The following is a 25,968-nucleotide window of genomic DNA, read 5'->3' on the forward strand; positions in this document are numbered from 1 at the left end:
ATTTATGATTTTGGATAGGTGGTAAATACATGATATTTCTCTTCCAGCTTCCATAGTTTGGCACCGCCTTTAATGCCGTCCCTGTTGGAGACGATCACGATGTTATGGTCGAGTTCAAAATCAATATGTTTGGAGTTACCACCTCCTATATAAAGTGTATCGTAGTTAAATACGGTTTTGTAAATTTCTATGATGCGTTGCAGGCGCTTGTTCCATTCCTTTTTGCCGACTTTAGCCAGTGCTTTGGACCCAATGTAATCGTCATAATCCTTGTTTTTCGAGATGGGCAGGTGTGCGAGCTCCAGGTGGGGCAGGAGATCCCCGTCGAACAATAATGAAGTCCCGAAACCTGTGCCCACAGTACACACCATTTCGAAACCTTTACCGGCAACCACGCCCAGGGCCTGTTGGTCGGCATCGTTGATCAGGCGCACAGGCGTACCAAAAAGGTCACTTACCTGCTGTGCCAGATCTACATTTGTCCATTTGTTTTCTGCCAGGTTAGGAGCAGTCTGCACCACGCCACATTTGACATATCCAGGAAAGCCAATAGAGACTTTATGAAAAGGAAGAAGTCCTGTAACCAGCTCTTTGATGCTGCTTAACACTGCTTTGGGTGTGGAATCTTCAGGAGTGGGAAGTTTTGTATATTCAGAAAGCAACTCACCTTCGGGGCTCAGGATGCAAGCTTTTAAACTTGTTCCTCCGATATCTATAGATAATATATTATCGTTCAGTTCTTCTTCAGACATGTATGTTTTAGATAAAAGATGGTCTGCATTGTTATCGGAATCAAAATAACAAAAAATCGATCATTTAAATAAACTAAAGCGTAAGATAATACAATAAAATAACATTACGCTGTCGGTACCCTAGCCGAAGACGTGTTGAACCGCCAGTGTAATTTCTTCCCTGGTGATGGTGTGTGGTCGTCCGGGATAAACCTGTACCGCCACTTTTCCATTTTTGCTTTCGATCACTTCTTTACTTTCCATCACCCTGGATACCGGCACATGCGGATCTGGATTCCCTGTGCTGATCCATATCGGCGTCTGTGCAAAATCGCCGGTATAGTTGTCCAGGTTGATCGTTTCTCCGATCAGGCCGCCGGTGAAAGCAATCGCGCCACCATAAGCTGCGGCATGACGTGTGATGTATTCCAGTGTCAGACAGGCACCCTGTGAAAATCCTACAAAATAGATTTGCGACAGCGGGATTCCCTGAGCGACGACGTCGGTAGTGAGTGCGTCAATCTGTGCCAATGCTGAATCCAGGGCGGGCTGGTTTTCCGCTTCCGGCGCCATGAAGCTGTAAGGGTACCAGCTGTTGTTCGTCGCCTGTGGCGCAAACAAGGCAGCATCATTGATTTTAAGGTGGTTATTCAGTGCGATGATGTCTTCGGCTGAAGAGCCCCTGCCATGCAGGAAGATGACGGCTTTTGAGGCCTCCCCAATTGGGAGACCTGCGGTAATGATATTTTTTTGATGTGTATACATGATTAGTCTAATTTTGGTAAAATGGCTTCGATTACGGATCTGTTGCTTTCGTATTGTGCGGGCAGTTTTAAATTGGTGCCCAGTTCTTCCAGTGATTCATCCACCTCAAAGCCCGGATTATCAGTGGCAATTTCAAAAAGTACACCTCCTGGTTCACGGAAATACAGCGAATAGAAGTAGTTGCGGTCGATTTTTTCCGTAATGTTCAACCCTGCTTCTACCACTTTGTCGCGGAAATACATCAATGTCTCTTCATCTTTTACCCTGAAGGCCACATGGTGTACCGAACCTCCCGCAACATGGCCAACCTGTTCGCCTGGTGCCTCTACAAGGTCAACAATTGCGGCCTGGGATACGGCATCTGTGACGAAACGCGACCTGTTGACTTCCGTTTGAGCGAGTTTATACCCCAGGATGTCGGTCAGCACTTTCGCAGTAAGCTCCATTTTGTTGGTCGTAATGGTAATGTGGTGAAAACCATGGATGGCATTTTCAGCGCTGATTTCATCTGTTATCCATTGCGGACGGTCATCTGCTGTGGCGGATTCTGTCAGCTCAAATTTCAATCCATCAGGATCTAAAAAGGTGAGGTAACGTTCGCCGAATTTCTCCGCAGGTTTGTTGTAGATGACATTGTATTTCTCGAGTCTTTTTAACCAGAAGTCAAGGCTTCCTGCAGGAACGCTGTAGCCAATTTCAGTAACCTGCCTTGTGCCGCGGCGACCCGCCTGTATGCCTTCCCATGGAAAGAAGGTGAGGATTGTGCCTGGCGTACCATGCTCATCTCCATAGTAAAAGTGATACGTATTCGGATCGTCAAAGTTGACGGTTTTCTTTACCAGTCTTAATCCCAATACCTGGGTGTAAAAATTGAAGTTTTTTTTTGCATTTCCTGCGATGGCAGTAATGTGATGTATACCTAAAATTTCTTTTTTCATGACTTGTTGTTTTAATCTGATACAAATTTAAGGGCTCCCGGATTCCTAAATCTTATCATATCGTAAGAAATGATTTTAGTCGTCTTTTTTTTGGCTTTTGATTAAAATTGATAAAACCGTAACTTTGACTATCAGCTATCCTATTGTCAAATTTGCGCAGCGGCCTTGAAAAAAAAGGCTGGCGGCGCTATTTTTGTCGGTAAATATTATTTTATGAAAAAGAATTACGTATCAAATTCGCCTGAATCCGTCAGAATGTTTAAAAGTTCATTTCTGGAGAGCCTTTCAAAGGTTCCCTTTTATGTGCCGCTTATCGTATACATTCCTGTGATCGGCTATTTCGGATACCAGTCTTTTTTCAATAACCCCATCCTTACCGCGATAGGTGCTGTGGCTTTAGGATTGTTCATCTGGACTTTTACTGAATATATCCTGCACCGCTTCATATTTCACTTTTACCCGAAATCTGAATGGGGCAGGAGGATACATTTTATCTTCCACGGGGTACATCACGATTATCCCAATGATGCGCACAGATTGGTAATGCCTCCTTCCGCAAGTATTCCATTGGCACTTGCCTTTTATTTTCTTTTTAAAGCGATACTTCCTGTTCATCTGCTGGATGGCTTCTTTACAGGATTCATCATCGGTTACCTGGTTTACGACATGATGCACTATTTCCTGCACCATGCCCGTTTTTCCCATCCCATCCTGAAAAGGCTGAAACAACACCACATGTTACATCATTATGATGATGCGACCAAAGGTTATGGTGTAAGTTCTGATCTTTGGGATAAGATTTTCCGTTCGGAAATCCTTAAAAAGAAGTCGTAGTTAAAGCGCAGCATTCCTGCGTTCCCCTTTTCTTGTAATTTGTTTGATGGCCTGTCATGGTATACTGCTATGCCATGCTCGTTGTGTTCTCGTACCCAATAGACAGTTTATTCAGCTAACCTTGTTTCCTGGTTGATAGTACCTTCCATGTACCAATAGTCCCATTAAACCAGCATCAAACAGTGTTGATCGAGCAATCAAAACAGAATGAATGTGGAACGAAAGCAGGGTAAAAATCGGCCTAAATGGGGAAAGCAAATGAAAAAAATGAGGAATATCATTTTATCTTGAACAGATGTGGGCTAATTTGTCGGCTAATTAATTGAAAATCAGTTACGAAAAACTAAATTAACCATGGCAGTCGCAAATCACAACAATGGCCTCTTTATCGGAAAAGTGGGCAACACCGTTTCTTATATGCTAAATGGGCAGTACGTCATGCGTACTATCGGCAAATATAAGGGAAAGCGCAGTATCAAACAACTGGCCAACATGATGTCCATGAAGGTCACCACGAGTTTCCTGAGCTCCGTACAATCTTTCATTGACGTCGGCTTCGGGCTGGAGGCAATGGGGACAAATAAAAATGCCTTTAACCTGGCTACCTCTGCTGTGAAAAAAAATGCAGTAAAAGGCGAATACCCTAATTTAAGTATAGACTACAGCAAAGTGCTGCTCAGTAGGGGGACTGTGCCTGCACCTGAGGGCGTAAGTATCAGTAAAACAGATCAGGGTGTACTGATCAAGTGGGAGGAAGCGCCACCAGGACCGCTCCGTAGAGGGCAAGACGGCGTAATGGTCCTGGTTTATTTCCCTGAACAGAACTTCTCTTTAGCGACCTTCCATGCTGGAAAACGAAAAGACGGATCATGCTGCTTTGAAGTACCCAAATCTTATCTGCATAAGCACATGGAGGTTTACATCAGTTTTAGGCAGAGTGATGGAAAGGCGGTATCTGATTCGGTTTATGCGGGAAACCTGAATGCTGAACACGAAACGGTGAAGGATATTGAAAACAACAAACGTTACACAGAAACAAAACAACGTTTTGATGTCATAGATGCGATACTTAAGAAAAAACTGATCCTCAGTGGCGCAGGCATGATCATTTACGATAAGCAATACCGGCATTTAATCAAAGAATATGAGGTGTTAAGGGAAAAACTGAAAAATATGCCAGGAAAGTCACGCTCTTAAAAACAGCAATTTATAAGGCTATTCAAGGTTCAACTTAAGAATCGAGAATAAAAAACTGTAACTCCGACGTTATACACATCAGTTTTTCCATTTAAAAAGGTAAAACACTGGACTGGGTATGCGTAAAGAAAAAAGAAATACAGTTTTGAGCCGACATGCAAATGTTTTTCCTTCAGAAAAAGATTTGAGGAGGCGAAAAATTGTATTTCTTTTTTCTGTTTACATAAAAGTCCGGATTGTCTATATTTTTAGGCGCAATGTATGTTCGTTCGCAATATATTTCAGAAAATAACTTTTAACCCCATCGTTAATTTTACCTTAAATGTGAATTTAAGATTAAAATTAGTACCTAACTATAATCACTATTGACCTAATTTCACATTTTTTGATTTACTGAAATGTTATTCTGTTCTTTTAATGACATTTTTTTATAATTTTTTTAAGATAAAAATTATGATAAACCTCTGTATATAAGAATTTTAGCCTTTTTTTGGCGTTCTGTATCAAAATTATTTTACTATATGTGCAATGATATTCCGACTTGGAGTGTAGCTTTGCTACGGAATAAGTGATTTATTTTAAAAGAGCAGGTTATAAACACGCCTGAATTGCGGTAAACGGACAATATAAAGGATAGGTTAATAGAGGGTTTCCATGTGCGATATTCAGTAATCAGCTGAATGATGTATGTATGGAACTTTTACTGATTGATTTTGATGGTGTATGTCTTACGTTAAGGTAAGTTCTTTTCTTCCGGTTCAAATTAAACACTTATTTAAAATATAATACTCCATCTAAATACGGTATCTCATGAATAAAAAAGTTAAGCATTACGCCATGCTTATCGCATTACTGTTCGCATTCGGCGCGAAAGCACAAGTAGGAATAGGAACAAGCATCCCTGATGCCAGTGCACAACTTGAAGTTTTGTCAACTTCAAAAGGTTTACTGATTCCAAGAATGTCACTATTACAGCGTGATGCTATCAATAACCCTGCCAATGGGTTGTTGGTATATCAAACCAACAACACTGCCGGTTTCTATTTTTACAATAACGGACAGTGGATGAGATTGACGAACCACACTGAACTGGGTACCGGAAATGGTGGAAACGGTGCAAATGGAAACACGATCCTCAATGGTGCGGTCATTCCTGCACCGGCCATCGGCGTAAATGGCGATTTTTATCTGAACACCTCAAATAACACCTTGTATGGTCCAAAAATAAACGGCAGCTGGCCTGTAAACGGTATCCTCCTCGTAGGTGCGAAAGGAGAAAAGGGCGATAAAGGTGAAGACGGGGCCGCAGCACAGAAAGGCGATAAGGGTGATAAAGGAGACAAAGGTGACCCTGGAGAAAAGGGTGAAAAAGGCCAGGACGGAGCTGTGGCACAGAAAGGCGATAAAGGTGATCCTGGTGAAAAAGGTGAAAAGGGTGAAAAAGGAGATTCCGGCGCTGTTGGTTTGCCTGGTATTCCAGGTGTAGCCGGGCCTGCAGGTGAACAAGGCCTAAAAGGTGAAAAGGGCGATCCGGGGAATTCATTGCCAGGAACGGGGAAATCTATTACCTCTCCTGGTACTATCAATATCCTAAATGGATCGGAGGCGGTGCTTAAAGATGTTACGCTTGAGCTTGCCGACAATGCAGTGACTTCTGCAAAAATAGCGGATGGAACCGTGAGCAATGCAGACCTTAATAAATCAAACATCCCTCTGAGTGGCTTTGGCACACCTTTAAGAAACATTCCAATGGCAGGTTTCAGGTTTACTAACCTGGCTGCACCAGTCAACAACCAGGATGCTGCTACAAAAAAATACGTCGACGATAAGATTGCAGGCGGCATCACGCTGCCGGAACTAAGTCTTAGCTTTGATGCTGCTCAGAATTTATCCATCAAAGGAGGAAACTCCGTTAGTCTCAACGACCTTAACCAGTCGCTGAGCTTAGCAGGAACGATACTGTCCATTTCCGGGCCGCGCAACAGTCATGTGGACCTTGCTGCGCTGGTAGGTTCCGGTAACGGTAACGGTAACGGTAATGGCATTTCCGCAGTATCACATGATGCTACATTAACAGGTGCAGGTACAACCGCTTCACCGCTTGGTTTGGCTAATACAGCGGTAACCCCGGGGGCTTATACTGCTGCAAACATTACTGTAGATGCACACGGTAGAATTATCGCTGCAAGCAATGGTACCTCTGGTGGAGGTAATACTGGTACACTAGCGATCGCTAATGGTGGTACGGGAGCAACCAATGTAACCGATGCGCTTAAAAACCTCGGACTGGATAATGTAGAAAATACCAAAGATCTGGATAAGCCGATCAGTAAAGCGACGCAGGATGCACTGGATGCAATAGTAGCTTCGGGAACACCGGACGCTACAACCCTATTGAAAGGTAAAGTTCAGCTGGCAGGTGACCTGAGTGGTACTGCGGAGGCACCAATTATTGCTAATGACGCGATCACGGCTGATAAAATCAAAAATGGCAGCGTAACGGATGCTAAAATTACTGGTGTCAGCGGAACAAAGGTAACCGGCAGTATTTCCGGTAATGCAGCGAATGTCACCGGCGTTGTTGCTGTGGCCAATGGTGGTACAGGTGCTAACAATGCTGTGGATGCAAAAGCGAACCTCGGCCTTAGTGCTGTTGACAACACCAGCGACCTTGATAAGCCGGTCAGCCGGGATACAGAGGCAGCACTCGCAGCTAAAGAAGATACTAAAAATAAAAGTACCGATATGCAATTGGATTCTGCATCAAATGTGAAGTATCCTACCGTAAATGCAGTGATGACTTACATCGATGCGAAAGGTGGGATTGCTGATGCAACAAACTCCCTGAAAGGTAAACTGATGCTGACCAATGAACTTGGTGGAACAGCCGATGCACCAACTGTTGTTAAGGTAGGTGGCGTAGCGGCTGCAGATATTAAAAAAGGGGTAGATCTGGCCAACGACGCTACTCCTCAAAACATTGCAGAAACAATTGTAAAAAGAGATGCTTCTGGAAACATTACCGTAGGAACAGTAACGGGCGACCTGAATGGAAACGCAACGACTGCTACTTCTGCGGGCTCAGTAACAGGTGTTGTAAAGGTACCCAATGGTGGTACTGGGATTACTTCTTACACACCGGGGAACTATATCAATGCACTCGATGCTACAACGATGCAGCAGAGAACACCTGATCAGGTGAAAACTGATCTGGGCGTTGATCTTAAAGAAGATGTAGCGAATAAAACAACGGATGGTACGCTTGCCACCAACTCCGATAATAAATATCCGTCAGAAAAAGCAACAAAGACCTACGTAGATAAAAAGGTCAATGATGCAGTAATAGGAGCCGGCGGAGTTCCTGATGCGACCACAACGATTCTCGGTAAAATACAGCTTGCAGGTGACCTGGGCGGGTTTGCTTCGGCACCAACGGTTCCGGGACTAAAAGACAAAGAACCCTTAATTACTACACTTTCTGTTGAAAAAGGGGGAACAGGGATCAATTCCTACACTGCAGGGAATTTTCTCGTTGCAGATGGTCAAAAGAGTCTTGCTCAGCTTACTCCTTTACAACTGAAAACGGCCTTAGGTCTCAATCTGGTAGACAACACCAGCGATGCCAGCAAGGAACTGAGTGATAAGACAAAAGATGCATTGACAGCTGGTCTGAGTACAAAAATTGACAAGTCCGAGAAAGCCCAGAACAATGGTGTAGCTACCTTGGGTGCTGATGGTAAAATTCCTACAGCTCAATTGCCGGCCTTGTCGCTTACTTCTGTAAATGTCGTGACTACTGAGGCACAAATGCTGGCCCTGGGCGTGACCCAGGCTGGAAGTACGGCCATCAACACTACAGCTTCAAAAAGTTATGTGCTGGCACAGGGACCTGCAACCGATATCAACAACTGGAAAGAAATCCTGACCCCTGGAAGTGGTGTACAAAGTGTCAATACCAAAACAGGTAATGTGACGATTACAGCCGCAGACCTTGGACTTGGAAATGTACAAAATACGAGTGATGCCAATAAACAAATCAGTACGCTTACACAAGCGGCTCTGGACGGGAAACAAAATACTTCCGACAGAAGTATCAGTATCTCTGCAGATGCGACCTCGGATGATAAATATCCAAGCGTAAAAGCAGTAAAAACCTATGTTGATGCTGCGGCCGCGGCTGGTGCGCCGGATGCGAGCATCAGTAACAAAGGTCTTGTTCAGCTTGGTGGAGACCTGAGCGGAACGGCGCTATTGCCAAAGGTAAGTTTTGTCGGTGCATTAACTGCAGCTCAGGTTGCTGCAGGTGCTAAACTAGCCAACGAGGCAACTACTGCAAATACTGCAGGAACGATTGTCAAAAGAGATGGCAGCGGAAATATTTCGGGTAACATCACTGGTAATGCTGCTTCAGCAACCACGGTTTCCGGAACGGTAGGTGTTGCTAATGGCGGTACAGGCATCAACTCCTATACTGCAGGTAACTACATCAAAGCAACGAGTGCAACAACACTGGGGCAGGTTACTCCAGCTCAATTGAAAACAGAACTTGGCATTGGTGATAAAGAGGATGTCAGCAATAAAACGATCAGCATCAGCGGCACAGATGCTGCATCGGATACCAAATATCCTTCTGCAAAAGCAGTAAAAACTTATGTTGATGCTCAGGTGACTGCCGGGGCGGGTGATGCAAGTTCTACAACAAAAGGTATTGTAAGATTGGGCGGCGACTTAGCCGGTACAACCAGTACTGCTGATGCGCCAAGAGTCTCTGAGGTTGGTGGTGCATCTGCGGCTAACATCAAAACAGGTGTTGACCTGGCCAATGCGGCAACAAATGCCAATACGGCGGGTACCATCGTCAAAAGGGATGCTTCAGGAAACTTTACTGCGGGAACCATCACGGCGAACCTGACTGGTACGGCTACAAAAGCGGCTACAGCGGATAAGCTGACTACTGCAAGGACAATAAATGGAGTTGCATTTGATGGCTCTGCCAATATCACCATCACTGCTGCCGCCGATGCAAGCAAGCAGGATAAACATGTAAACCTGACTGCACTTTCCGGTCTGACAGCAAATGGCGTGGTCGCAAAAACTGCCGATGGTACGCTTGCTGCACGCACGATCACCGCAGGTACAGGTCTAGATGTGACCAATGGAAACGGGGTTTCCGGAAATCCAACCGTCGGCCTGGCTGCAACGGCAGTAACTGCTGGCTCTTATACCTCCGCTGATATTACTGTGGATGCGCAAGGACGCATTACTGCTGCGAAGAGCGGTTCTGGTGGCGGTGGAACTGGTGGAGCGACGAATCTGACCTATACCAGCTCTGCAACTGCGGGCGCAGTAAACTCAAGTACAGGAACATCGGCAACCATCCCGGCAGGATCAACAACTGATGCTAGTCTGATGATCCCTGGGGATAAAACTAAACTCAACAAAATTGCAGACATCACCACAGCTGATGCCAATAAAGTGCTGACTGTAAATGGTGCCGGAACGGCAGCAACATGGGTAGCTCCCGCAACAGGCGGCGGAAGTGGCGGTGGTATGCAAATGTACCGTCCAAGTGGTCACGCTGCAGTTTATGTGTATGCATCCGGACCGGGGGTTACTGTAGTTCAGAAGGCAGGTCGTAAACAAGATGGCTCACCTTCGGGATTTCCTAACTTATTTGAATTTACTATTCCTCAGGGTGTAGTCCTTCAAAGTGTTCAGATTAATGGAGACAACGCATTGCTTGGTGAAGCAAATGCACAAGGTGCAAGTCCAAATTTGACAATGGACTATATCTATATGGACAAAACCATAGCCAATTCTGATGCTGATGGGCTATATCCAGGAGGAATATTTCTTTATGATCGGTCGGCTTCACCAACGAGGACGATTGCTTTGGTCAACTCCTATTTTCTAGCCATCCAGGGGATAGCTGACAACACTGTAAAAACATATTTCACGTTAGGTGGATATAAAAAATGGACATTCAGGGTTACTTTTTAGACAAAGGAAACGGAGCTGAAATTCAAAGATCGATGAGGAGCTAATGAAAATATTCAGATACATAATTTCAAGTTTGTTGTTCGGGTTATTTAGCTTGAACAGCAATGCACAAACGCCACTCAACGGACGCTTTCTGATTACGGGTGTGAGTGATGCCCCTTCGAGCCCTGGTTCCAATTATTCTGTGGAAGGTACCTTTACGGATCCGCTATATATTCGTACCGCTGATGAAATTTTGAAAGGTGATTTTATTGCTGACTATGAAGGAAAATTATTTAGAATTGATAAAATTACAAAGGAAGCAGGTGGAGGCTCCAACATAACGGTTGATGTGACTTACTTGTCAGGTGCGACAGCAGACTGGAATAACTACCCTGCGTTATTTCAAACCGGAACACTCTTTCGACCGACGGAAAATGGTTATCCATTGGTCACCTATGATGCCGAAAATGCGAATGAGAACCTTAGGATTTCCATGCAGAATATTGCTTTGGCGAATATTGACAAGGACATCCGGGGCTTCAAGTCCGGTACTGATGCGGAAATTCCTGCTACCGGTAAGTTTGGCGACTTGTTTTACAATAAAACAGAAAAGAAACTTTATGCCTATACTGAAAACGGCTGGGTGCCGGTAGGAGGAGGCGGTATCTCCAGCGGTACTTCTGCTGAATTTCCTAACCCGGCGAAAACAGGGGATATGTTTTTCAATAAAGACGAAGACAATACTTATATCTATAATGGAATAGGATGGCTTAAAATATCAACAAACGGATCAACGCCCAGTGGAAACGCCAATCCCGATACCCAGACCATTGTGACTAAGGCAGGTGATCTGTTCCATAATACCTCTGACCGCAGACTGTATGTGTACAACGGCAGCACATGGGTGCCACTGGATAACGTCCTTAAAAGTGGAAATATCTTTGTTGGTAATGCTTCTGATATTGCAGTATCAGTAACCTTGTCCGGTGATGCTGAGATTAACAATACTGGTATGCTGACCATCAAGCCACTCGCAATTACAGATGAAAAACTGAATAAATCCAAAATTCCGCTGAATGGCTTTGCAAACCCTACGGATAACGTTTCCTTCGGAGATGGCATCACTAATTTCAAGATCACCAACCTGGCAAATCCTTCGGGCGCCTCAGATGCAGCCACGAAAAGTTATGTGGATGCACTCATGTCCGCTTCCGGAAACCTAACCCTCGCCAACAACAGTATGTTTGTGGGGAATGCCACTAATAAAGCAACGGCTATCGCAAAAAACCTCATTCCAATCAGTGGTTTTGATAAAGCAGGCGCCAATGTTTCCATGGGAAGCGGTGTCGCCGGAGGAAATTATAAGATCATCAATATGGCTGATCCCGCTGCAGCGCAGGATGCGGCTACAAAAAATTACGTGGACACCCGTCAGGTCAATGCCGGTAATCTTTCTCTGGCTTCAGGCAATTTCTATGTAGGTAGTGCTTCAAATGTGGCCACGGCCACGGCAAAGACGGCTATTCCCCTGAGTGGCTTTGGTACTCCTGCAGGGGATGTCGCCTTCGGCAATTTCAAACTGACCGGACTTGCTGATCCGGCAGCGGATCAGGATGCGGCAACCAAAAAATATGTTGATACAAAGACGGTTGCTGCCGCAAATATCAACCTGACTACAGGAAGTTTATTTTTGGGTGGCGCAGATGGAAAGGCTGCTGAAATATTACCTTCCGCATTACCCTTAAATGGATTCGGCGCTGCCACATCTAATATCGATCTGGGTGGCTTTTTACTAAACAACCTGGGGTTACCGCTGGCAGATGGTGACGCTGCCACAAAAAAATACATTGACGACCTCTTCAAAACGCCTTCAACTTCATTGGCATTGCCGACAGGAAATCTGTTCGTCGGAAATGCTACGGGGCAGGCGAGGGCGGTAGCAAAAAATACGATTTCCATAAGCGGCTTTGGTAAGGCAGCAGAAAATGTAGTCATGGGTGATGTGACTACCCAATATGGAATCAGCTTCCTGGCAGATCCGATATTTGCCCAGGATGCTGCAACGAAAAATTATGTCGACACGAAGACAAGTGCTGTTGAATCGCTGACACTGGCGACAGATCATGTGCTGGTAGGGGATGCCAGCAATAAGGCAGAAGCGGTCGCCAAAAACACTATTCTACTGAGTGATCTGGGGGCTGCAAAAGCAGATGTCGCCTTCGGGGACGGTACCACCAACTTTAAATTGACCAATGTTGCTGATCCGGTTGCAGACCAGGATGCGGCAACAAAAAAATATGTAGACTCCAAGACCACAAAAACTCCTGCTGGTCCAACAGCACCTACAGGTGCAGTTGCTGGTGATACTTATTACAATACTACTGAAAACAGGTTGTATGTGTATAATGGAACAGCCTGGGTGCCTCTGGATAATAAACTGGCTGATGGCCAGCTGTTCATCGGTGATGCCAGCGGAAATGCCATATCAACAGCAAAGGAAAATATTACGATCAGCGGATTTGGCCCTGCAATGGCTGACGTTGATTTCGGAGGTTTTAAATTGAAAAATCTGATTGACCCTACGCTGGATCAGGAGGCAGCTACTAAAAAATATGTGGACCTCGGACTGGAAACGGCAGCTGCTGCAGGTAAAGATAACCTGGGTAATCACCAGGCAGCCACGAACCTTAAACTGGGCGTATATGCACTGAGCAACGATGGCACAGAGGGTAGAGGACTTACTTTTAATACTGCCGGTGATGCTTTCTTCGCACAGAACCTGACTGCTCATGATGTCACTGTCAACGGAAATTTTGCCATTCCTTCGGATGAACGGTTGAAGACAAATATTAAAACACTGACTACCGTACTACAAAATCTGGAACAGATGAGGGGAGTGGTATACGAATATAAAGACCAGCACAAATATGCTGCAGGACCGAAGATTGGTGTCATTGCCCAGGAGCTCAGAAAGGTGTATCCGGAGATGGTTGTCATGGGGGCTGACGGATTTTTTAAAGTCGACTATACCCAGCTTACAGGTGTCCTGATCCAGGCGGTTAAAGAACAACAGCAACAGATTGAAACATTGAAAACGCTGATGGTCAAACAACAGGAACAAGTGAACAGGCAGGAAGAACAGATGAAGCTGCAACAGGAGCAGATCAACAGCATCTTAAAGAAAATACAATAATGAACCGCATATATACCATTTACTTAGCCATAGGGCTGTTGTGCTCAACTGCTGCTTCCGCACAGCTGAAAGTAGGCTCTGAAGGACTCTTCATTCAGAACGGAACTGTGTTCAGCACGGAAGGTCTGACGCTTGTCCCTTCCAACGACTGGGGCATGAACAACCTGATGGTGACAAAAGAAGCAACCGTAGTGATCTGGCCAAAGTTCAACAGTATCCAACGCATGTACCGCTTCAGCAGACCGGCGACCTTTGAAGGCGAGATTGCATTGACCTACGCCAATATTGAACTTAACGGAAACAGAGCAGAAGACCTTGTTCTGGCTTATTCGGGAACAACCAGCAGCAATTATAAAGACTTCAGCCTCGTGAAGGAAAGTGCGGTGAATCCTGCTGAACGTTACATAGGGCAACTCTTCAGTGCGCCAATCAGCTTCTCGGATCTGACTGCAGTAACGATGGAATCTACTGCTGCTACTCCCTACAAGGACATTGAAGCCAACAACATGATTACTCCCAACGGGGATGGTGTGAATGACTTCTGGATTGTTAAAAATATACACCTCTATCCCAATAATGAACTGAAAATCTATGACAGAGAGGGGCGGGTGGTATTCTCCATGATTGGCTACGACAATACCTGGGACGGAAAATTCAATGGCAACCCGCTTCCTGAAGATACTTATTACTACATCCTTTATATTGATTCAGGTAAAGCCAAAAAAGCAGGCTTCATCTCTATTGTCAAAGAGTAGCACCTGTATCAAAGAGTAGTACCTGTGTCAAATGGTAGCACCGGTCAAAGAGTAGATACACCTGGTTAAAATGATCGCCTGTTCTTTAAAAGGAAATGCAGAAAAAGGGTAAATCATCTCGAACAAACACTGGCAGGATAGACGAAAGTAAAGGACCTGAAATATCAGGTCCGGAATAAAAAAGATTATAAATAATACAATGATAAATACAAAGCGCATATTGGCGGGATTCGCGACCTTGGGTCTGCTGAGTTGCATGAATGAGGCAGCAGGACAGATCAGGCCGCTGGGTGCCCAATATTATGAAAATCAATACATCAGCAATCCTGCTTTTGCGGGAATGGACGAAGGTCTGAACATGAACATCAGCTACAGAAATCAATGGCGTTCTATCCCTGGCTCTCCGGTAACCATGGCTGTGAGTGGTGATTACCGCTATAATAAAGTGGGTGTCGGACTCAATCTGTATAATGATAAGGCTGGTCTGATCGGCCGTACGCGTGTGATGGGAACTTACGCTTACCACCTGCCATTAAATGGCGATAAAAAGAGTCTTCATTTCGGTGTTTCTCTTGGGGTGATGAAAGAACGACTGGACAATAACAACATCATTGCGGAACCGGATGATATCCTCGCAGAGCGCTTCAATCAGCGTAAAGCTTATATCGATGGTGATTTCGGTATTGCTTATACCAATGATCGGTTGACCATGCAGGCGGCGCTGCCAAACCTTAAAAAGTTCTTCGAAAAGGACGACCAGAATACGATTGATGGTTCTACCTACTTCGCTGCGGTATCCTACAAAATCGGCACTCAATTGGATGTTTTGTCGCTGGAACCTAAAATCAGCTTCAGGGGAGCAAAAGACATTGATAACATCTGGGATATCGGTACCAACCTGAAGCTGGAGAAAAATATAATTTCCTTCCTGGCGATGTACCACAGCGACAAGAGTTCTACATTTGGCGTGGGTGTAAACTATGACCGTTACTTTATTCAGGGATTTTATACAAGTCAGCTGGCAGGTGAGCGGCAGCGTACTGGAGGTGATTTTGAGATCAATTTGAAGATCAACCTATTCAAGGAATAAGAACGCTCCGGTATCAGCTGATTTCCGGATAACATTTACAGACATAGGGAAATGCTGCGGACCGTTTAGTATTGGTATTTTTAATGGTATTCCTGAACTGTATTAACCGTGTGATTGGAGTGACCGTATCTGTGGAAAGAGGTGTTTAACAGTAGCCCTGAATATTATTTAACTGCCGCTTCTTCGTTAATCTGGTGTATGATGTGGTCCAGTTCGGTCGTACTTTGTATCAGGTAATCAAGAAGCTCTTTCCGTTCTTCCTCATCTTTTTCGTCAGTCAGCAGGTCTGTCAGTGCCAGTATGGAAGCTACAGGTTTCCTGATCTCATGTGAGTTCAGCCAGGAGACTGCCTTCAGCTTTTCATGCTGACGGACGATTTCGTCTTCTTTTAGCTTGCTGTCATTGATGTTGTTCTCCACAGAAATGTATCCTTCCAGGCCGCCGCGCGAATTGAACATTGGTGAAAAGTTAAACTGCGACCAGTATTCGTTTCCATGTTTGCCATAATTCACCAGCTCGCCACTAAAAAAGACTTTGTTATATATGGCCTGATTGAGTGCCTTTACGACCTCCATGTCTGTTTTTGGTCCATATAAGAGGTCGCCATGTTTTCTTCCAATAGCTTCATGCATCGCATAACCGGTAATGTTCACAAATGCACGGTTGACCCAGCTGATGTTTCCTGAGGTATCTGAAATGATGATCATGTTGTTCATCTTATCGACGATTTCCGCCATCCTCCTGTTGTCGCTCGCAATCATACGATTCCTATCTCTTTTGATCAGCAGGTATAAAAGAAAACCAGTAAAGAAAATGAAAAATATGCCCTTGATCGTATCGGCATAAGGAATGACTTTTGCAGGAAGGGTTTGTCGTAAGGTACCCAACAACACATCACTCAGCATAATCCAGAGGACACCAAGCATGATATAGATCAGTGGGATGCTATAATTCTTTGCTTTCAAAACTGAGGTAGGTCATAGAGATAAGATCACGTTAACATAGCAGAATTCTTTATTTACCTGTCATGGTGTATCAATAAAAAATAAATAATGACAAAGCTACCAAAAAAATAATATTTGATTTATATAAGCACAACAAAAAATGATATTTTTTACATTCGACCTTTCTTTTTTTAGCTGAATGTTAATCCATACCGTTATTATGTAAATCTTTTCTGGAATATTATAAAAAGCAGTTGCTGGATGCTGCTTATCTTTGTATTGGCCTTAAAGAAGTATTTTGGCATATTTTGAAGATCTAACCCGTTAATAATTATATGGAAACCATTTCGATACCTGTGTTGGGCATGACTTGTGCCGGCTGTGCGGCCAGTGTTCAGTCGATGATCGCCGCACAGAAGGGTGTCAGCTCGGCAGAGGTAAACTATGCGACACAGTCTGTAAAGGTAAGTTACGAACCTGCAGTCACCTCAGTTGAAGTTTTTCAAAAAGCAGTCCAGGGGGTAGGGTACGACCTCATCATTGAAACGGAAGGTGCGGATCAGCTCCAGCAGGAGATACAGAACGACAATTATCAGTCCTTAAAAAAGAGGACCATCGCTGCAGCAATACTCAGTCTGCCTGTGGTCGTCATCGGTATGTTTTTTATGGACATGCCTTATGGCAATTATTATATGCTGGCCTTAACCAGCCCGGTGCTTTTTGTGTTCGGAAGCCCCTTTTTTATCAACGCCTGGAAACAGGCAACACATGGTCGCGCAAACATGGATACCCTGGTTGCACTCAGCACGGGCATCGCCTACCTGTTCAGCGTTTTCAATACCTTAAATCCGGAATTCTGGCATCAGCGGGGCCTGCATGCGCATGTCTATTTCGAGGCAGCGGCAGTAGTGATCGTCTTCATCATGATCGGTAAGCTGCTGGAGGAAAGTGCAAAGTCAAATACTTCCTCGGCCATTAAAAAGCTGATCGGATTGCAGCCGAAGACCGTCTTACTGGTTACAGACCATGGAGAACAGGAAATTCCTGTGACCGATGTCAAGCCGGGTGATTTATTGCTGGTGAGGTCGGGAGAGAAAATTCCCGTCGATGGAAAGGTTGAGCAGGGAAACTCTTATGTCGATGAAAGCATGATCAGCGGAGAACCCCTGGCGGTATGGAAAGAGAAAGACCATCCTGTCTTTGCAGGGACCATCAACCAGAAAGGAAGTTTCCGCTTTCGTGCCCTTAAGGTGGGAGGCCAGACGATGCTCGCCCAGATCATTAAGCTCGTGCAGGAAGCACAGGGCTCTAAAGCTCCGGTACAGAAACTGGTAGATAAGATTGCTGGTATTTTTGTGCCGGTAGTGATGTTGATCGCCCTGCTCACTCTAGGGTTATGGCTCCTGCTCGGTGGCGAGCATGCCTTTACACAAGGCTTGCTTGCCATGGTCACGGTGCTGGTCATTGCCTGTCCCTGTGCACTCGGCCTTGCCACACCTACGGCCATTATGGTGGGTGTAGGTAAAGGTGCTGAAAATGGTATTCTCATTAAAGACGCTGAGGCACTGGAGCTTGCTTATAAGGTGACTGCTGTGGTGCTGGATAAAACAGGTACTATTACATCTGGAAAACCGGTTGTGAATGCGCTCAACTGGGCCATCACTGGCGACGACAGGCAAGCCGCATTTAAAGAAGTCCTGATGGGACTGGAGCAGGCCTCCGAGCATCCGCTCGCAGCAGCAGTGGTGGCCTATCTGAAAACAGAGCAGGTAAGGCCTGCCTCGGTTACTGACTTTAAAAGCATCACCGGTAAAGGGCTGGAGGGCAAGGTCGATGGCAACCGATACCTCCTGGGAAGCGCCAAGATGCTGGACGATGAACAGCTCACGTTACCTGAGCAGCTCATTGCTGAAGTGGCTCAATGGGAAGAGCAGGCGCAGACAGTTGTTTATTTCTGTGCGGAAAACCAGGTGCTCGCGGCACTGGCCATCAACGACAAGATCAAAGAGAGTTCTTCCAAAGCAATTGCCTTGCTGAAAGCACAGGGGATTGCGGTATATATGCTGACGGGTGACCACCGGAAGACGGCTGAAGCGGTAGCTTCGAAAGTGGGCATCGATCATTTTGAAGCTGGAATGCTGCCTTCAGATAAGGCTAAATTTATTGAGCAGCTGCAGGCGGAAGGGCAGATGGTCGCCATGATTGGTGACGGCATCAATGACAGTCAGGCTTTGGCCCAGGCCGATGTGTCTATTGCCATGGGCAGGGGCTCTGACATTGCGATTGACGTGGCGAAAATTACGCTGGTCTCTTCTGAGCTGATGCAGGTGCCAAAAGCCCTGCGCCTCTCCAGGCTTACCGTCCGCGCCATCCGGCAAAACCTGTTCTGGGCATTTATCTATAACCTGATTGGGATTCCCCTGGCTGCAGGATTGCTTTACCCGGTAAATGGCTTCCTCCTGAACCCGATGATTGCAGGTGCCGCAATGGCGCTGAGCTCCGTCTCGGTGGTGAGCAATAGCCTCAGACTGAAATTCATCAGGTTTTGATTGATGGCTGAAACCAAACTTATGAATAACAACAAACCACTTCAATGCTTACATCAATTATTGACAGAAAACAATATTCACAATTAAACGATTACTAATATCAATATGGAAACTTTAAAGTTTAAAACAAACATCAAATGTGGCGGATGTATCGCTACGGTAACTCCTTTTCTGGACAAAATCGCCTCGATCTCCAACTGGGAAGTAGACACCAGTTCGGCAGATAAGATTCTTACAATACAAGGAAATGAAACGCTGAATACTGCTGAAATCAAGTCTTCGCTGGCCGATGCAGGTTATGTAGCAGAAGAAATTTAGGAATTCTGTAAAACATATTCCGAATTATATAAATATATTTGCCTGGAAATGATCATATTTGATCTGCAATGAAAAGAACCCTGTTGACTATACTCGCCATTTTTTACCTGGGTGTTTCCAGTGGGGCGACTGTGCACTTTCATTACTGCATGGGGGAATTGGTCAGCTGGGGTCTTCATCAGCATAAAAAAGACAAATGTGACTACTGTGGCATGCCTACCAGTAAGTCGAAAACCAAATCCTGCTGTAAGGATGAACAGCAGCAGGTGAAGGTTGACAATTCACAGAAAGTCAATCAGACGGTATACGATTTTAATGCACCCTCAGTGGCTATTTTGTCGACGCCGATATTTCTGAGTGACGACGTAGCACTTCCTGCAGTCCTTAACAAAGCTGCTTTCAGCAATGCGCCGCCCGATGGGCAGCCCGTTCCTGTCTTCATAAAAAACTGTACCTACAGAATATAATACCCTCTTTCTTTTGTAATCCGGCAGATTCCTGCCCCTGCTACATGATGTAGCCCAATTTTTCCATTTCATTTTTTCTTAAAAACTATTCTTATGAAATCATTCAGATTCCTATCTGTGGTCGCATTGACCTTTATCGGTAGTGCTGTATTCGCACAAACCAAAACTGACAGTATCAAAGTGCTCGGTAACTGCGGCATGTGTAAAAAAACAATTGAAACTGCACTGAAAGTGCCCGGCGTAAATTCCGCCAACTGGGACAAAGAAACCAAAATCCTTAAAGTAAACTATGATGCTTCAAAATTGAGTAACGACGAAGTACAGAAAAAGGTTGCTGCTGTAGGTTATGATACGGAAAAGTTCAAAGCTACTACAGCTGCCTATAAAAAGCTGCCTACCTGCTGTCAGTATGACCGTACAGGCAAAATCAAGTCTACCATGAAACACTAGTCTTCATTGACAGATAACAAACAAAAGAAAGAGGGTCATTAGATAGCTATCATTATAGATCATGGTACATAAAATTATAGAATGGTCGATGCAGAACCGGTTTATCGTGTTACTGCTCGCCGCCGGACTGTTCGTATGGGGGATTTATGCGGTTAAAAAGAATCCCATAGATGCAATTCCTGATCTTTCGGAGAACCAGGTGATTGTATTCACCGAATGGATGGGCCGCGCGCCTCAGCTCATTGAAGATCAGGTGACCTATCCTCTGGTGACAAACCTGCAGGGACTTCCGAAGATCAAATACGTACGTGGTTCCTCCATGTTCGGCATGAGCTTCATATACGTCATCTTTGAAGATGATGTGGACATCTACTGGGCCCGCGAAAGGGTGCTGGAAAAAATCAGCACCATCTCCAGGACACTCCCGGAAGGGGCCTCGCCACAGCTTGGTCCCGACGGTACAGGTGTAGGTCACGTGTTGTGGTATACGCTGGATGCCCCTGATATGGACCTTGGTGAACAACGTGCCATTCAGGACTGGTATGTGAAGTTTGCCCTGCAGACGGTACCTGGGGTGAGTGAAATTGCTTCCTTCGGAGGTTTTCAGAAGCAATACCAGATCAATGTGGATCCGAATAAACTGCTGTATTATAAGATCACTGTTCCTGAGGTGATTGCAGCGGTAAGGAGCAACAACAATGAGTCGGGTGGGCGCAAGTTTGAGATGAGCGACATCGGTTACATCATCAAAACCTCCGGTTACCTGCAGTCGGTGGCCGAGATTTCCAACATCGCTGTGAAAAATCAACAGGGGGTGCCGGTACGCGTTGCCGATATCGCAACGGTCCAGATGACGGGCGAAACCAGGCTGGGCATTTTCGACCAGGACGGTGAGGGCGAGCGGGCAGGAGGCATCGTAGTGATGCGCTATGGTGAAAATGCGGCCAAGGTGATCGATCAGGTGAAAGCCAAAATGAAAGAAGTCTCCAAAGGGTTGCCGAAGGGGGTAAAGTTTGATATTGTGTACGACCGGGGGGAGCTGATCAAAGAGTCTGTAGATTCCATTACACATACACTCATTGAAGAGATGATTGTCGTGTCGCTCATCGTGATTGTTTTTCTTTTTCACTGGCGCAGTGCGCTCAGTATCATCATTCAGATTCCGATTACTATAGCTGGAAGTTTCATCCTGCTCAATGCCTTTGACATTTCTTCCAACATCATGTCGCTCACAGGGATCGCCCTGGCGATAGGCGTGATTGTCGACAATGGCATCATCATGAGTGAAAATGCTTACAAGCACCTTGCAGAACGATATGCGATATGGGAAAAGGACCAACAAAAAACAAGTCAATCATGATCAAGTGGTTAAAAAATCGCTTCCGCAAATCCCCGGACTGGATTTCTGAAGCGGATCGCCTGGAGGTGATTACAAAGTCCAGCAAACAGGTGTCGAGAGGTGTTTTCTTTGCGACAATTATCATCATCGCTTCTTTCCTACCGGTATTTATGCTGACGGGACAAGAAGGGAAGCTATTCCACCCGCTGGCCTTTACCAAGACCTTTATCATGCTGGTGGATGCCCTGCTGGTCATCACCCTCGCACCGGTACTGATCTCCTTTTTTATGAAAGGGAAGTTTAAGCCTGACCACGCCAACCCGGTAAACCGGGTGCTGGAGAAAATATATGAACCCGTCATCCGTAAAGTGCTCAAATGGCGCAAAACAACGCTGGCCATCAATATCATTGCCCTGCTGATCACCGTCCCCCTGTTGAAAAACCTGGGTACAGAGTTTATCCCTCCCCTGGATGAACAGAGCATTCTGTTCATGCCCGTGACGCTTCCTGATGTGTCCAATGCGGAAGCCAAGCGAATCCTGCAGGTACAGGACAAGATCATCAAGTCTGTACCGGAGGTTGATAAGGTTCTGGGTAAAGCGGGCCGCGCAAGTACGGCGACCGACAACTCCCCAATCAGTATGATAGAGACCATCATTACCCTCAAACCGAAAACGGAGTGGCGTGAGGGACTTACCAAAAAAGACATCATCAATGAGCTGGATGCTAAACTGCAGATTCCCGGTGTGGTAAACGGATGGACACAACCCATCATCAACAGGATCAATATGCTGGCTACAGGCATCCGTACTGATGTCGGCATTAAGGTATTCGGCCAAAACCTGGATACCATCGCCTCTGTATCTGAGCAGGTCAGAACGGCACTGGAAGGGACAGCCGGCGTCAGCGACTTATATGTAGAACCAATTACAGGAGGAAAATACCTGTCGATAAATATCAAAAGAGAAGAACTGGCGCGGTATGGACTGAATGTGGATGATGTCAACCAGGTAGTGGAAACGGCATTAGGAGGCGCAACAATCGGCAATACCATTGAAGGCAGACAGCGCTTTTCCATCGCTGTACGCCTGGCACAGGAATATCGAAACAGCCTGGCCCAGATTGAGCGCATTCCACTGCAGTCGCGCGCCTTTGGTGAACTGCCGCTGTCGGCCGTGGCGGATGTCAAATTCGAAGATGGACCACCAATGATCAGCTCCGACAATGCGATTCTTCGTGGTGCGGTGATGTTCAATGTGCGCGACAGGGACCTGGGGAGTACCGTACAGGAAACGATGGAGAAGCTGAATAAAACCGGAGGAATGCTTCCTGAAGGTTATTTTCTGGAATGGAGCGGACAGTATGAACACCTGATCCGTGGCAAGCAGACCCTGATGTGGATTGCTCCCGTGGTGCTGATCATCATCTTCTTTTCTTTATACTTTGCCTTTAATTCCCTGAGGGAGGCCTTCCTCAGCTTGATTACCGTGCCATTTGCCCTCATCGGAGGTGCTTACATGATTTGGATCTGGCATGTGAACCTTTCTGTCGGCGTGGCCGTGGGGTTCATTGCCCTCTTCGGCATTGCTGTGGAGACCGGAATCGTGATGGTCATCTACCTCAACGATGCCATGCAACAACTGATCAAACAAAAAGGAAACTCCAGTGAAACCATTACTGTGGACGACCTTCGTGAGCATGTCATCTATGGGGCTGCGAGAAGACTCCGACCGAAACTCATGACGGTGTGCGTGTCATTGTTCGGCCTGGTACCGGTACTGTGGGCTACAGGTGTTGGGGTAGATGTAATGCAGCCCATCGTCCTGCCAATGATCGGGGGGGTGCTGACCTCATCGACACATATCCTCCTGGTGACGCCGCTCATCTTTCTGATGTCTAAAGAATATGAATTAAAAAAATATGGAAAACTGGAGGTGCACGATGTACAACATTAGAAAAATCGCCGTCATGCTGGTGCTGTTTCCCATGGGTTCCATCGCACAGGAAAAGACGGTGCCGGCTACCGGCGCTCAGCAGCAGCTCAGCCTGGATACCATCTTAAAACGCATAGATCGGAATAACCTCTTGCTTCAGTCTTATGGATTAAGGGCAGAGGGATACAAATATACTGCAAAGGCTGCTACCGCCTGGATGGCCCCCATGGTTGGGGTAGGGACGTTTATGACGCCATACCCTGGTCAGGAGGTGATGGAAGACCGTGATAAAGGGTCACTAATGGTTCAGCTGGAGCAGGACATTCCCAATCCCGCGAAACTGAATGCCAACAAAAAATACCTGGAATCCAAGGCAAATGCAGAGCTTGATGGTCGTGGCATCACACTGAACGACTATAAGGCACAGGCCAAACGGTTGTATTATACCTGGCTGGTTGCTGCGCAAAAGACGAAAGTACTGCAGCTGAATGAGAAGATCATGCTGCGGATGAAGAAAATTGAGGAAATCCGCTATCCCTATAACCAGTCGAAGCTGGGAAATGTATATGCCGCCACAGCAAAGCTGGAAGAAAATAAAAATATGATCCGCATGCTGGAGGGAGACATGGGCAAATCGCAGGCCTGGCTCAACAGCCTCATGAACAGGCCGGGCAATGCCACATTTTCTATTGATACCTTGTATGACCCTGAGTTTCATCCGGCGGCAGTGATTGATACTGCAGAGCTGGCCCTGGACAGAAAGGACATCCACAAGATGGACCATAATATTGCCTCCATGAAGCTGAACATTGAAGCAATGAAAATGCAGAGCCGCCCGGATTTCAGGCTGCGCTTTGACCACATGTCGCCATTGACGAAAATGATGCCCAAAGCGTTCAGCGTCATGGGAATGGTCAGCATTCCCATCGCACCCTGGTCGTCGAAGATGTATAAATCTGAGGTAAAAGGGATGACTTACGAGGTCATGGCCATGGAAAAGGAGAAGTCCGCCATGCTGCAGGAAACGCAGGGGATGCTCTACGGCATGCAGTATGAGATCGAGTCGATGGAAAAGCGCATCACCGCAATGGAGGATAAAATTATTCCTACCCTACAGAAAACACTGGACATTAATTTCCTGACCTACAGGGAGAATAAAATGGAACTGCCGGAGGTGATCAGTGCCTGGGAGGCCCTGACGATGATGCAGACCAGCGTGCTGGATGAAAAACTAAAGCTTTACTTAATGATTGTAGATTATGAGAAAGAACGCTATCGCTAGTGGGACGTTAATGGCAGTGCTGTTGCTGAGCGTTGCAGCACTTTCTTCATGCCGTCAGAAGCCACAGGGTAATCATCATGATCCGGGAGCACTGCAAGTGGACAGTAACTTGTCGCAGCTGCTGAAACCAGCCAATGAGCAGGTGGTGTCGCGGCTGTCTGTGATCAAAGCCAGCTATGGCAGCCGCATTTTTACAGAAGAGCTACAGGGATTGATCACCTATGATACCAGGAATGAACACAACATCTCCAGCAGGATTGCCGGGCGTATTGAACAACTGTACATCAATTTCAATTATCAGTCCGTCAGAAAAGGGCAGCTGATCATGGAAATCTACTCCCCGGAGCTTGCGGCGGCGCAGCAGGAATTGCTGTATCTTCATAAGGGTAACGATACGGAGCTCATCCGCGCTGCCCGTCACAAGCTACAGCTGCTGGGCATGAGCGGTCGTGACATTGATAAGGTGCTCCATATCGGAAAGCCGGATTACCGCATTCCTGTATATAGCAATGCCGATGGTTATATCCTGGAAAAGAGCGCAGTCCCAGTAGCAGCTCCGGCTCCGGCAGCAGCAGAGGCTGCAGGTTCGGGCATGGACAATATGGGGGGAGGATCAGCAGCTCCTGCTGCGCAAACCAATGCTGCCGGCCCTGTTTCGAGCAGTCCGCTGATGCTGCGCCCCGGTCAGTATGTAGCTGCCGGTCAATCCTTGTTTACCATTTACAATACTTCAGGTCTGGTGGCCGAATTTTCGGTCAGGCCTCAGCTTTCGGCATATATCCGTAAGGGCGACCGAATGATTTTTTACCGCACGGCAGATAAAGCACAAAGCAAATTGGCGACCGTGGCCCTGATTCAGCCGGTTTTTAAAGCAGGGCAAAGTTTTACGCTCCTGCGCGCCTATATGCCCGCTGCGGGATTTAAGGCGGGAGAGTTACTGACAGCAAAGGTGCCTGTTTCTGTTGCCGCCAGCTGGTGGCTGCCTCAAGCTGCATTGGTTGCTGTAGGTAACAGTAGCGTCGTGTTTAAGAAAGAAGGAGCGGTGTTTGTGCCGAAACTTGTCAAATCCGGCCTGACCGCCGAGGGGATGGTACAGGTCCGCGAGGACATCGGCAGTTGGGAGCTCAGTAGCAATGCCGCCTATCTTGTGGATAGTGAAAGTTTTATAAAAATGAAAGAAAATTTACCGCAATAATGGAT

Annotated in this window: 18 protein-coding genes; 14 read left to right on the plus strand and 4 right to left on the minus strand. The window is 46.1% G+C overall.

The annotated features are described in order from the left end of the window. Window positions 1–2: 2 nt before the first annotated feature. From PBAL39_RS11400 to PBAL39_RS11410, 3 genes are all read right to left on the minus strand, one after another. A complete protein-coding gene (locus PBAL39_RS11400; RefSeq protein ID WP_008241502.1) occupies window positions 3–752 on the minus strand; it encodes an ROK family protein in 750 nt (249 codons plus the stop codon). A 120-nt stretch (window positions 753–872) separates the two neighbouring features. Next, window positions 873–1,496: an alpha/beta hydrolase gene (locus tag PBAL39_RS11405; protein WP_008241504.1), complete on the minus strand. Its 624-nt coding sequence runs from the start codon at window positions 1,494–1,496 to the stop codon at window positions 873–875. 2 nt (window positions 1,497–1,498) lie between these two features. Further along, complete coding sequence (locus tag PBAL39_RS11410) at window positions 1,499–2,434, minus strand: ring-cleaving dioxygenase (protein WP_008241506.1); 936 nt, start codon at window positions 2,432–2,434, stop codon at window positions 1,499–1,501. A gap of 213 nt (window positions 2,435–2,647) precedes the next feature. Here PBAL39_RS11410 and PBAL39_RS11415 point away from each other — a divergent pair, with 213 nt between their 5' ends. The 6 genes from PBAL39_RS11415 to PBAL39_RS11445 all read left to right on the plus strand — a co-directional run bounded on the left by PBAL39_RS11415 (window position 2,648) and on the right by PBAL39_RS11445 (window position 15,485). After that, window positions 2,648–3,268: a sterol desaturase family protein gene (locus tag PBAL39_RS11415; RefSeq protein WP_039866478.1), complete on the plus strand. Its 621-nt coding sequence runs from the start codon at window positions 2,648–2,650 to the stop codon at window positions 3,266–3,268. 354 nt (window positions 3,269–3,622) lie between these two features. Then, window positions 3,623–4,465 (plus strand): DUF6266 family protein, encoded by an 843-nt coding sequence (locus PBAL39_RS11420; protein ID WP_008241510.1) that lies wholly within the window; start codon window positions 3,623–3,625, stop codon window positions 4,463–4,465. A gap of 810 nt (window positions 4,466–5,275) precedes the next feature. Beyond that, the gene (locus tag PBAL39_RS11425; RefSeq protein ID WP_008241512.1) at window positions 5,276–10,465 is read left to right on the plus strand and encodes an S-layer family protein; all 5,190 of its coding nucleotides are present in this window, start codon (window positions 5,276–5,278) and stop codon (window positions 10,463–10,465) included. 43 nt (window positions 10,466–10,508) lie between these two features. Next, window positions 10,509–13,640, plus strand: coding sequence for a tail fiber domain-containing protein (locus tag PBAL39_RS24670; protein ID WP_083801739.1), 3,132 nt, complete (start codon window positions 10,509–10,511; stop codon window positions 13,638–13,640). Then, on the plus strand, window positions 13,640–14,395 hold the full coding sequence (locus PBAL39_RS11435; RefSeq protein ID WP_008241514.1) for a gliding motility-associated C-terminal domain-containing protein: 756 nt from the start codon (window positions 13,640–13,642) through the stop codon (window positions 14,393–14,395). Before PBAL39_RS24670 ends, PBAL39_RS11435 begins: the two co-directional genes overlap by 1 nt. 199 nt (window positions 14,396–14,594) lie before the next feature. After that, a complete protein-coding gene (locus tag PBAL39_RS11445; protein WP_083801740.1) occupies window positions 14,595–15,485 on the plus strand; it encodes a PorP/SprF family type IX secretion system membrane protein in 891 nt (296 codons plus the stop codon). A 164-nt stretch (window positions 15,486–15,649) separates the two neighbouring features. On the opposite strand, the gene PBAL39_RS11450 is transcribed toward PBAL39_RS11445, so the two are convergent. Continuing rightward, window positions 15,650–16,450 carry a PAS domain S-box protein gene (locus tag PBAL39_RS11450; RefSeq protein WP_008241517.1) on the minus strand — a complete coding sequence of 267 codons (801 nt, stop codon included), beginning with the start codon at window positions 16,448–16,450 and terminating at the stop codon, window positions 15,650–15,652. 314 nt (window positions 16,451–16,764) lie between these two features. On the opposite strand from PBAL39_RS11450, the gene PBAL39_RS11455 reads away from it, so the two are divergent. The 8 genes from PBAL39_RS11455 (at window position 16,765) to PBAL39_RS11490 (ending at window position 25,963) form a co-directional block, all read left to right on the plus strand. After that, a complete protein-coding gene (locus PBAL39_RS11455) occupies window positions 16,765–18,978 on the plus strand; it encodes a cation-translocating P-type ATPase (protein ID WP_008241524.1) in 2,214 nt (737 codons plus the stop codon). A 105-nt stretch (window positions 18,979–19,083) separates the two neighbouring features. Next, window positions 19,084–19,296 (plus strand): heavy-metal-associated domain-containing protein, encoded by a 213-nt coding sequence (locus tag PBAL39_RS11460; protein ID WP_008241526.1) that lies wholly within the window; start codon window positions 19,084–19,086, stop codon window positions 19,294–19,296. 68 nt (window positions 19,297–19,364) lie between these two features. Further along, window positions 19,365–19,763: a hypothetical protein gene (locus PBAL39_RS11465; RefSeq protein ID WP_008241528.1), complete on the plus strand. Its 399-nt coding sequence runs from the start codon at window positions 19,365–19,367 to the stop codon at window positions 19,761–19,763. 93 nt (window positions 19,764–19,856) lie between these two features. Then, complete coding sequence (locus tag PBAL39_RS11470) at window positions 19,857–20,213, plus strand: heavy-metal-associated domain-containing protein (protein WP_008241530.1); 357 nt, start codon at window positions 19,857–19,859, stop codon at window positions 20,211–20,213. 61 nt (window positions 20,214–20,274) lie between these two features. After that, window positions 20,275–21,573, plus strand: coding sequence for an efflux RND transporter permease subunit (locus PBAL39_RS25805; RefSeq protein ID WP_039866452.1), 1,299 nt, complete (start codon window positions 20,275–20,277; stop codon window positions 21,571–21,573). Further along, a complete protein-coding gene (locus PBAL39_RS25810; protein ID WP_039866480.1) occupies window positions 21,570–23,507 on the plus strand; it encodes an efflux RND transporter permease subunit in 1,938 nt (645 codons plus the stop codon). The genes PBAL39_RS25805 and PBAL39_RS25810 overlap by 4 nt, the downstream gene beginning before the upstream one ends. Next, window positions 23,473–24,768 carry a TolC family protein gene (locus tag PBAL39_RS11485; protein WP_232282939.1) on the plus strand — a complete coding sequence of 432 codons (1,296 nt, stop codon included), beginning with the start codon at window positions 23,473–23,475 and terminating at the stop codon, window positions 24,766–24,768. The genes PBAL39_RS25810 and PBAL39_RS11485 overlap by 35 nt, the downstream gene beginning before the upstream one ends. Then, window positions 24,746–25,963 (plus strand): efflux RND transporter periplasmic adaptor subunit, encoded by a 1,218-nt coding sequence (locus tag PBAL39_RS11490; RefSeq protein ID WP_039866453.1) that lies wholly within the window; start codon window positions 24,746–24,748, stop codon window positions 25,961–25,963. The genes PBAL39_RS11485 and PBAL39_RS11490 overlap by 23 nt, the downstream gene beginning before the upstream one ends. Window positions 25,964–25,968: the final 5 nt, after the last annotated feature.

The sequence above is a fragment of the Pedobacter sp. BAL39 genome (assembly GCF_000170795.1).
Classification (GTDB): Bacteria; Bacteroidota; Bacteroidia; order Sphingobacteriales; family Sphingobacteriaceae; genus Pedobacter.